The sequence below is a fragment of the Mesorhizobium sp. M0243 genome, assembly GCF_040321775.1.
GTDB lineage: Bacteria > Pseudomonadota > Alphaproteobacteria > Rhizobiales > Rhizobiaceae > Mesorhizobium.
Window position 1 is genome coordinate 1 of sequence record NZ_JAMYSF010000086.1, and the last position, 737, is coordinate 737.

Annotated in this window: 1 protein-coding gene and 1 pseudogene; both read left to right on the forward strand. The window is 59.7% G+C overall.

Annotated features, from left to right (window positions below):
• Window positions 1-120, forward strand: a pseudogene (locus NKJ11_RS33740) (co-chaperone GroES); the annotation flags it as partial.
• Window positions 121-183: 63 nt separating this feature from the next.
• Window positions 184-737: TCP-1/cpn60 chaperonin family protein (locus tag NKJ11_RS33745; protein ID WP_352795189.1), on the forward strand; the 554-nt coding region annotated here is incomplete at its 3' end.

Below are 737 nucleotides of genomic sequence, written 5' to 3' on the forward strand. Positions count from 1 at the left end.
CTGGACGTCAAGGCCGGCGACCGCATCCTGTTCGGCAAGTGGTCGGGTACCGAAGTCAAGCTCAATGGCGAAGACCTTCTGATCATGAAGGAATCCGACATTATGGGCATCATCGGCTGATATCAGGCCTTTCCTTCGCACCATCAAATCTGAATTTCGGGCGAGATGCCCAGGAGTAAAAAAATGGCTGCCAAAGACGTAAAATTCTCCCGCGATGCCCGTGAGCGCATGCTTCACGGCATCAACATCCTCGCCGACGCGGTGAAGGTCACCCTCGGCCCCAAGGGCCGCAACGTCGTCATCGACAAGTCGTTCGGCGCCCCGCGCATCACCAAGGACGGGGTCACCGTCGCCAAGGAAATCGAACTTTCCGACAAGTTCGAAAACATGGGCGCGCAGATGATCCGCGAAGTTGCTTCGAAGACCAACGACATCGCCGGTGACGGCACCACAACCGCGACCGTTCTGGCGCAGTCGATCGTCCAGGAAGGCAACAAGGCCGTTGCCGCCGGCATGAACCCGATGGACCTGAAGCGCGGCATCGATCTGGCCGTGACCGAAGTCGTCGCGGCGCTCGGCAAGGCTGCCAAGAAGATCAAGACCTCCGAGGAAGTTGCCCAGGTCGGCACGATCGCCGGCAATGGCGACGAGTCGGTCGGCAAGATGATCGCCGAAGCGATGCAGAAGGTCGGCAACGAAGGCGTCATCACGGTTGAGGAAGCCAAGACCGCCGAGAC